The organism is Bacillus sp. SJS (genome assembly GCF_000732485.2).
GTDB lineage: Bacteria > Bacillota > Bacilli > Bacillales > Bacillaceae > Metabacillus_B > Metabacillus_B sediminis.
In genome coordinates this window covers 190,280-198,176 of sequence record NZ_JAQV02000003.1, presented here as the reverse complement: position 1 = coordinate 198,176, position 7,897 = coordinate 190,280, and the positions used below count along the sequence as shown (strand labels likewise).

Genomic DNA, 7,897 nt, shown 5'->3' with positions numbered 1-7,897 from the left:
CTGCGGGGTCTCACCTGTCCCGCTGCTCTTAGCACGAAGTCTCGCGCCTTCCACTCCAATCAACAGGTGTTAATCATCTACATCAGGCTTTAACAGAGCCTTGAACTAAAAAACGGCCGAAGCGAATGCACGCTTGGCCGTTTTTATAATTAAACGATGACTGCGGGTTCTTTCTTTGAAGGAACCTCTTTTATTGAGAGATAAAGCATAACCAGATGAACGAACCATATGACAAGGCCCTGGCTCGGTACCGCTGCCTGTAGAGCATTCATAATGGTTAGAAACAGTGTTGCAAGAGTGACAGAATAGGCAGACATAACCCAGGATTGCTTGTAATTCACTTTTTTCTTCAGCATGCTGCGGATCATTAGCCCTAATAAAGCCAGAATCGTCACTTCTACAAACTTAGAAAAAGAAGAGATTAGATAAAGCAGAACGATGGCAGCACCAATGATAACGGACTTTAGCTGCCCGGTTTGATCTGCAAAATTGACAATCTGATCCTTTGTAATGCTGAAGTTGCCGGCACTATTATATGGAATGGACTGGGCAGTACCGTTGGAAACAAGAACAAATTCCTTTTGAAGGATTCCAACTGCATTCTGTTTTAGTTCAAGTTCCTTTGAGGTAAACGATCCGGTGGGGTCCAGCACAATGAAAAGTTCTCCATCCTTTATTTCAAGAGGTTTATCCGTTTCGGCCGTGAGTTCTCCATTTTTAATTGCGAAGCTTGGAAGATCGCTTTGAATGGTCTGCTGGGCAGCCGTGATGCTGCTGCTGATTGTAAGGCCCAAAAAAATCGAAGCAGGCACGATGGCTGCGAGACTCAATACGAATACATAAAGAATCGTTTTTCCAATTCCCTGAAACCGGAACGAAGCAATATCTTTCGGAGAGTATAGACTTTTTGCTAGCTGTTTGAATAGGTTCATGTGTTCACTTCCTTTATCATTAAATCCTATTTCATTTTACTCTTGGGCAGCTGCATAAACAAGTTTCGTCCTGCTGAATGAAAATATCCATGTTTGTAAAAATATGCGTCTTTTTACCGAAAAAGCTTTACAATAAATACACAATTCATTAATAATTGACTTGATTAACGTAATAAAGAGAGAAAGCTGGAGGGAAATACGGATGGAATTAGATCTCCAACGAGTGATTTTTGAATTTGTGGGGGGACTGGGGATCTTTTTATTTGGAATAAAATATATGGGAGAAGGATTGCAGCGTTTCGCGGGTAACCGGCTGCGCGATATGCTCGACCGGGTTACAACCAACCCTGTTATGGCAGTTCTTGCTGGAATGGCTGTTACCGTATTGATTCAATCAAGCAGCGGAACGACGGTCATAGCCGTCGGTCTGGTCAGTGCGGGGTTTATGAATTTACGGCAAGCCATTGGAGTCATTATGGGAGCAAATATCGGCACCACTGTAACAGCCTTCATAATTGGATTCCACGTGTCGGAATATTCACTTCCGATACTAGCTGCAGGAGCCATCCTTTTGTATTTCATTAAAAATAAAAAGGTTCATTATGCCGGACAAGTCGTATTTGGTTTTGGGGCTCTTTTTTTTGGTTTAGAATTAATGGGGAACGGTATGAAGCCGCTTGGAACCCTGTCTCTGTTTCAAGATTTAACTGTAGGACTAAGCTCTAACCCGCTCCTTGGCGTTTTAGCGGGAACGATCCTGACAGGTTTAGTACAAAGCTCAAGTGCGACAATCGGTATCGTTCAGGAGTTATACGGCCAGAATCTTATCGATTTGCATGGAGCGCTTCCTGTCATGTTCGGAGATAATATTGGCACAACGATTACGGCAGTGCTCGCATCAATCGGTGCTTCATTGGCTGCAAGAAGGGCAGCAATGGCTCATGTCATCTTTAACCTGGCAGGAACTTCAATCTTTCTTATTGTGTTGCCATTGTACACCATTTTTATTGAATCTCTGGAGACAAATCTCACTTTAAGTCCGGCAATGACGATTGCTTTTGCCCATGGTACTTTTAATGTCACAAATGCACTTATTCAGCTTCCATTTATCGGCGCCCTTGCCTGGGCGGCATCAAAGATTATTCCCGGTGAAGATCCGTCTATTGAATACCGGACTAAGCATTTGGATCCTTTATTTATAGAACAATCATCATCCATTGCACTTGGACAGGCAAAAGAAGAAGTACTGAGGATGGGACGCTTCTCCGTACAGGGGCTAAAAGAAGCGAACAGCTATTTAAAAACCAATCAGCAGAAGCATGCACAATCTGCAATCCAGTTTGAAGAAGTGATCAACAATCTTGACCGCAAAATTACGGACTATTTAATCCTTATATCACGCAATGAAATGGATGAGAATGAGTCGGCTGAACACTCTGTTTTAATTGACACGGTCAGGGATATTGAGCGGGTAGGCGATCATTTCGAAAATATCATTGAATTAGTGGACTATAAGCTATCGAACAAAGTGAAAATAACAAATGAAGCGATCGAAGACCTGGAGGAAATGTTCGATCTTACCGTTAAAACGCTTGAACATGCCGTTCAGTCTCTTGATGACCGTGATATGGGACTTGCCAACCGTGTTCTTGAAGCGGAAGACCGGATTGACCGGATGGAGAGGACACTCAGGAAAAAGCATATCATCAGAATGAATAATGGTGAGTGCTCGGCACAGGCAGGGATGGTTTATGTTGATATCGTGAGTAATCTGGAGCGAATTGGCGATCACTGTGTAAATGTTGCGGAAGCTGTTTTAGGTTACCGGAAATAAAGGTTAATAATAATCCGTTTAAGATATAATGAAAGCAAGGGCACAATGTGCGTTTGCTCTTATTTTTATAATGGAGGATAAAAAGAATGGACTTCTTATATTGGGCATTAATCATTGCAGCATTTGTTATTGCTTTCGCAGGACTGATTTACCCAATCATTCCAAGCGTCGTGTTCATTGTCGGGGGATTCCTGCTTTATGGATTGTTCTACGGATTCGATGAATTCGGCTACACATTCTGGATTGTCGAAGGGATTTTTGTTGCAGTGCTGTTCGCTGCAGATTATGTAACCAACTTAATTGGCATTAAAAAAGTCGGAGGGAGCAAGGCGGCAATTTGGGGAAGTACGATTGGACTTCTTGTCGGGCCTTTTGCGATTCCGATTGCGGGAATTCTGATTGGTCCATTCATTGGAGCGGTGATAGCAGAACTGATTGTGCACAAAAAAGACTTTACTACCTCTGTAAAAGTCGGAATTGGTTCACTTATTGGATTTATATCAGGCGTATTTGCCAAAAGCGTCATTCAGCTGATCATGATCGGTTACTTCCTATTTGTCGTTCTGTAAAATCATTCCTTAACTCATGGAAATGATAACGGTGCCAAAAGCCAATCATATTCATTGAAACATTTGATTAAATTTGGTACGCTGATTCCAGAAAGCATAAGACTTGGTCCTTTTGCTGGAATACATAATTTATTAAGGAGGAGATTTTAAATGGCTTACGAACTTCCGCAATTGCCTTACGCTTATGATGCATTGGAGCCTCATATCGACAAGGAAACAATGAACATTCATCACACGAAACATCATAATACGTATGTAACAAACGTGAATGCTGCACTTGAAGGACATGAAGACCTTGCAGGTAAAAGCATTGACGAACTAATCTCCAACCTGGACGCAGTTCCTGAAGAAAAAAGAACGGCTGTACGCAACAATGGCGGCGGTCACTCAAACCATTCATTCTTCTGGCAAATCCTTTCTCCAAACGGAGGCGGAGAGCCAGCCGGCGCTCTTGCTGACGCAATCAGCAGCAAATTTGGCGGATTTGACGCATTTAAAGAAGAATTTGCAAAGGCTGCAACAACACGTTTCGGGTCCGGCTGGGCTTGGCTTGTTGTAAACAATGGCGAACTTGAAGTGACAAGCACGCCAAACCAGGATTCTCCAATCATGGAAGGCAAAACGCCTGTGCTTGGACTTGATGTTTGGGAACATGCTTATTACTTAAATTATCAAAACCGCCGTCCCGATTATATCAGCTCTTTCTGGAATGTTGTAAACTGGGATGAGGTTTCAAAACGCTACGAAGCTGCAAAATAAGTTTTACTGAAGCAGGATGTTTCCTGCTTCTTTTTTTTGCATTGATTTTAAATACATAACTCCCTTTCTTCGTGCCACACTAGTACGAGACAGAAAGGAAGTTTTGCTATGCCTAAATTGCAAAAACTTATCGGTAATATCGAAATCAATAAAGACCTGTTGATGCTGTTAACGATTGGCGGTCTATATTCCCTAAGTATTGCGCTGTCCAACTCCTTCGTAAATGTATTCCTTTGGAAACAGACGGGTGAATTTGCTGACCTTGGTATATACAATTTAACAATTGTCATTATGCAGCCGCTCACATTTATATTAGCTGGACGGTGGGCCAAGAAAATCGATCGTGTGATCGTACTTCGGCTTGGTGTCCTTTTTCTTTCCATCTTTTATATCCTTGTGCTCATCATAGGAAGCCATGCCAATCAATTTTTAGTATTAATGGGAGCCCTTCTTGGAATTGGGTATGGATTTTACTGGCTTGCCTTTAATGTACTGACTTTTGAAATAACCGAACCTGAAACAAGGGATTTTTTTAACGGATTTTTAGGGATTTTAACCTCCTCAGCAGGAATGGTGGGGCCCATTGCGGCAGGACTGGTTATTTCCTTATTTGCCGGTAATAGCGGCTATAAAATCATTTTCGCGATTTCCTTAATTTTATTTGCCTGTGCAGTAGGAATGAGTCTTCTTATTAAGAGAAGACCATCTCACGGACAATACCTGATAAAAGAAGTCTATCTTGAAAGGAAAAATAATCCGAACTGGAAGCTGATTACGATTGCGCACTTCTTTCAAGGGTTGCGGGAAGGTACATTTATTTTTGTAATAGGGGTGTTCGTTTTTATCACCACCGGAAGTGAACTGGCTTTAGGTACGTTTGGAATGATTAACTCAGCGGTTGCTTTTATCGCTTACTATGCAGCATCGAGAGTGATCACGAAAAAAATCCGAAAAAAAGCCATATTGGCAGGGGGCCTGCTGCTTTATTTCTCCATCTTCCTGATTCTTTTTAACATGTCTTATCAAAACCTGCTGATTTATGCAGTTTGTATTGCGATTGCCTATCCTATGCTGCTCGTCCCGTATGTATCGCTTACCTATGATGTAATTGGGAGAGCATGGAACGCGGCTGGTGCCAGAGTGGAGTATATGGTAATCAGAGAGCTGTTTTTAAATGCAGGACGGGTTGTTTCGATAGCAGGGTTTATTGCAGTCGTCATGCTTTTTGATGTTCAGAAGTCACTTCCTGTGTATTTGGCGGTCATTGGAGCAGGACACGCTCTCATTTACCTGTTTGTGAGGAGAATTCATCTGCATGAGCCTGCTGAAACCATTAATAAGGAAGATGGAGAAATTCTTGCTGCAGAATCCAATTTAATGGATGGAGAAAACGGAACTTAACTGTATTCCTTACAATTCTGTAACAATCCAGTGCCAGAGTAGAAATGATACTGAAAAAATAATACAATAGACAAGGCACCCTCACAGGGTGTCTTTCTTTCATCATTCTGGAAAAATGCTTTAAAAGGTGGTGTAAAATGACGAAAGAGAAGAAAAGCAGAAGAAAAAGGTTTATGCCGGTCCGCCTAAATGTCCTCTTCCTGATCGTATTCCTCGTTTTTTGCGGAATCGTTCTCAGACTTGGCATTGTACAGATCGTCTATGGCCAGGACTACCAGAAGGAACTCGACCGGAAAGAAGAAGTCGATGTGAGTTCTACAGTACCGAGAGGGAAAATGTACGACAGGAATTATAGTACTTTAGTGGACAATGAGCCGCTTAACGCGATTACATACACCAGATCTTCGGCGACAAGCCAGGAAGAACGGCTGGCTATTGCTAAAATCCTGGCGAAAATGATTGATCAAAAAACAGATAAGATTACAGAAAGAGATTTAAAAGATTATTGGATGATTACACGTCCTGATGAAGCAGAAAATAAAATAACGGATGAAGACAGACAAAAGGCAGGGGAAGGCAAGATTTCTGAAGACCAGTTGTACGATCTTCAGCTAAGCCGAATTACAAAGGAAGATTTAGCAAGGGTATCTCAAAAAGAACTTGAAATACTCGCTATTAAACGGCAAATGGATGCCGGATATGCCATGACTCCGCAAATTATTAAAAATAAAGGCGTTTCACCGAAGGAATTCGCAACGGTAAGCGAACATCTTGATGAGCTTCCAGGAGTGGACGTTACAACAGACTGGGAACGGAAATATCCATTTGATACAATGCTGCGCACGATGATTGGCAACATCTCCTCACCTGAGCAAGGGTTACCAAAGGAGCAGAGGGACACATTTCTGGCTAAAGGATACAGCCTTAATGACAGGGTTGGGACCAGCTACCTTGAAATGGAGTATGAAGATGTCCTCCAAGGTGAGAAGGCACGGGCCAAGAATATGACGGACCGCGAAGGAAATATCCTGGATACTCAAATGATTTCAGAGGGCAAAAGCGGAAAAGATCTAATTCTGACCATGGATATTGAACTTCAAATAGAAGTGGAAAAAATTATTGAAGAAGAGCTCAAGGCCGCAAAAAAAGAATCAGGCACTGAGCTTTTGGATCGGGCATTTGTTGTTATGATGGATCCAAGAGATGGAGAGGTGCTCTCCATGGCAGGCAAGCAAATTGTAAAGGATCGCAGCGGGGTGCAAAAAATGAAGGATTTCTCACTCGGTGCAATGACTTCTTCTTATACAATGGGCTCTGCCGTCAAGGGGGCGACCGTTCTTTCAGGCTATCAGTCCGGAGCAATCAAACCCGGCACCACTTTGCTGGATGAACCGCTTTTCATTAAAGGCTCCCCTCCAAAAAAATCACATGAAACCATGGGAAGCATTAATGATCTTGAAGCACTGAAGCGTTCTTCAAATGTTTACATGTTTAAAACGGTCATTGAAATGGCTGGAGGAAAGTATAAGAAAAACGGGTCTCTGCCGCTTGATACAGGGGCATTCAGTGTTCTTCGGAATTATTACAGCCAATTCGGCCTTGGGGTTCCGACAGGAATTGATCTGCCAAATGAAGCAACAGGATATCAGGGCTCAGATGTCACACCGGGATTATTGCTGGATTTATCTATTGGCCAATATGATACATATACCCCGTTGCAATTGGCTCAATATGTTTCGACCATTGCGAATGGGGGCTACCGGATGAAGCCGCAAATGGTCAGGGAAATAAGGGAACCCGCTCCTTCAGAAGGTCTTGGGCCGGTTGTGAAATCCTCTCATCCTGAGATCCTGAATAAACTTGAAATGAGCCAGAGCAATATTGAAAGGGTTCAGGAAGGCTTCAGACAAGTCATGCAGGAGAAGGGCGGAACAGGATATCCATACTTCATGGGTGCAGATTATAAGCCGGCCGGCAAAACCGGAACAGCACAGGCTTTTTATGATGGGCCTGTGAAAAGCAAATTCCTCTCGCCTACCTATAACCTGACGATGGTCGGATACGCCCCGAATGATCATCCTGAGATTGCCTTTTCGGTAGTTGTCCCATGGGCGTACGATAAAAGTTCCAATTCCCATCCAATCAATCGGACCATCAGCAAAAGAATAATGGATAAGTACTATGAACTAAAATCCAAGCATGATAAAGAAAAATTAGAAGAGAAGAATATGGAAAAAATTGAGCAAAAGGCGATAAACAATTAATTAGAATAATTTTCAAGTCCTATTGCCATAATAAGAGCACTCAATCAAGAGTGCTCTTTTTTTGAGAAAAAATGGGACTATCCTTCCCTAAAACCGACAAAAAGCATCACAAATTTACAAAACCTTAACATTTGGTTA

General features: G+C 42.3%; 6 protein-coding genes. 5 read left to right on the top strand and 1 reads right to left on the bottom strand.

What is annotated here, in order from left to right:
• Nucleotides 1–149: 149 nt before the first annotated feature.
• A complete protein-coding gene (locus AS29_RS02150) occupies nt 150–932 on the bottom strand; it encodes a DUF1189 domain-containing protein (protein WP_035403892.1) in 783 nt (260 codons plus the stop codon).
• A 202-nt stretch (nt 933–1,134) separates the two neighbouring features.
• On the opposite strand from AS29_RS02150, the gene AS29_RS02145 reads away from it, so the two are divergent.
• From AS29_RS02145 to AS29_RS02125, 5 genes are all read left to right on the top strand, one after another.
• Complete coding sequence (locus AS29_RS02145) at nt 1,135–2,766, top strand: Na/Pi cotransporter family protein (protein WP_035403894.1); 1,632 nt, start codon at nt 1,135–1,137, stop codon at nt 2,764–2,766.
• An 86-nt stretch (nt 2,767–2,852) separates the two neighbouring features.
• On the top strand, nt 2,853–3,335 hold the full coding sequence (locus tag AS29_RS02140) for a DUF456 domain-containing protein (protein ID WP_035403896.1): 483 nt from the start codon (nt 2,853–2,855) through the stop codon (nt 3,333–3,335).
• Between the two features lie 150 nt (nt 3,336–3,485).
• Nucleotides 3,486–4,094: a superoxide dismutase gene (locus tag AS29_RS02135; protein ID WP_035403898.1), complete on the top strand. Its 609-nt coding sequence runs from the start codon at nt 3,486–3,488 to the stop codon at nt 4,092–4,094.
• Between the two features lie 108 nt (nt 4,095–4,202).
• Nucleotides 4,203–5,495 (top strand): MFS transporter, encoded by a 1,293-nt coding sequence (locus tag AS29_RS02130; RefSeq protein WP_035403900.1) that lies wholly within the window; start codon nt 4,203–4,205, stop codon nt 5,493–5,495.
• Between the two features lie 137 nt (nt 5,496–5,632).
• Nucleotides 5,633–7,759 carry a peptidoglycan D,D-transpeptidase FtsI family protein gene (locus tag AS29_RS02125; RefSeq protein ID WP_035403902.1) on the top strand — a complete coding sequence of 709 codons (2,127 nt, stop codon included), beginning with the start codon at nt 5,633–5,635 and terminating at the stop codon, nt 7,757–7,759.
• Nucleotides 7,760–7,897 lie beyond the last annotated feature (138 nt).

Excerpts from the sequence above, each read along its gene's own strand:
- AS29_RS02150 (WP_035403892.1), bottom strand. The coding sequence starts at position 932 with ATGAACCTATTCAAACAGCTAGCAAAAAGTCTATACTCTCCGAAAGAT.
- AS29_RS02145 (WP_035403894.1), top strand. The coding sequence starts at position 1,135 with ATGGAATTAGATCTCCAACGAGTGATTTTTGAATTTGTGGGGGGACTG.
- AS29_RS02140 (WP_035403896.1), top strand. The coding sequence starts at position 2,853 with ATGGACTTCTTATATTGGGCATTAATCATTGCAGCATTTGTTATTGCT.
- AS29_RS02135 (WP_035403898.1), top strand. The coding sequence starts at position 3,486 with ATGGCTTACGAACTTCCGCAATTGCCTTACGCTTATGATGCATTGGAG.
- AS29_RS02130 (WP_035403900.1), top strand. The coding sequence starts at position 4,203 with ATGCCTAAATTGCAAAAACTTATCGGTAATATCGAAATCAATAAAGAC.
- AS29_RS02125 (WP_035403902.1), top strand. The coding sequence starts at position 5,633 with ATGACGAAAGAGAAGAAAAGCAGAAGAAAAAGGTTTATGCCGGTCCGC.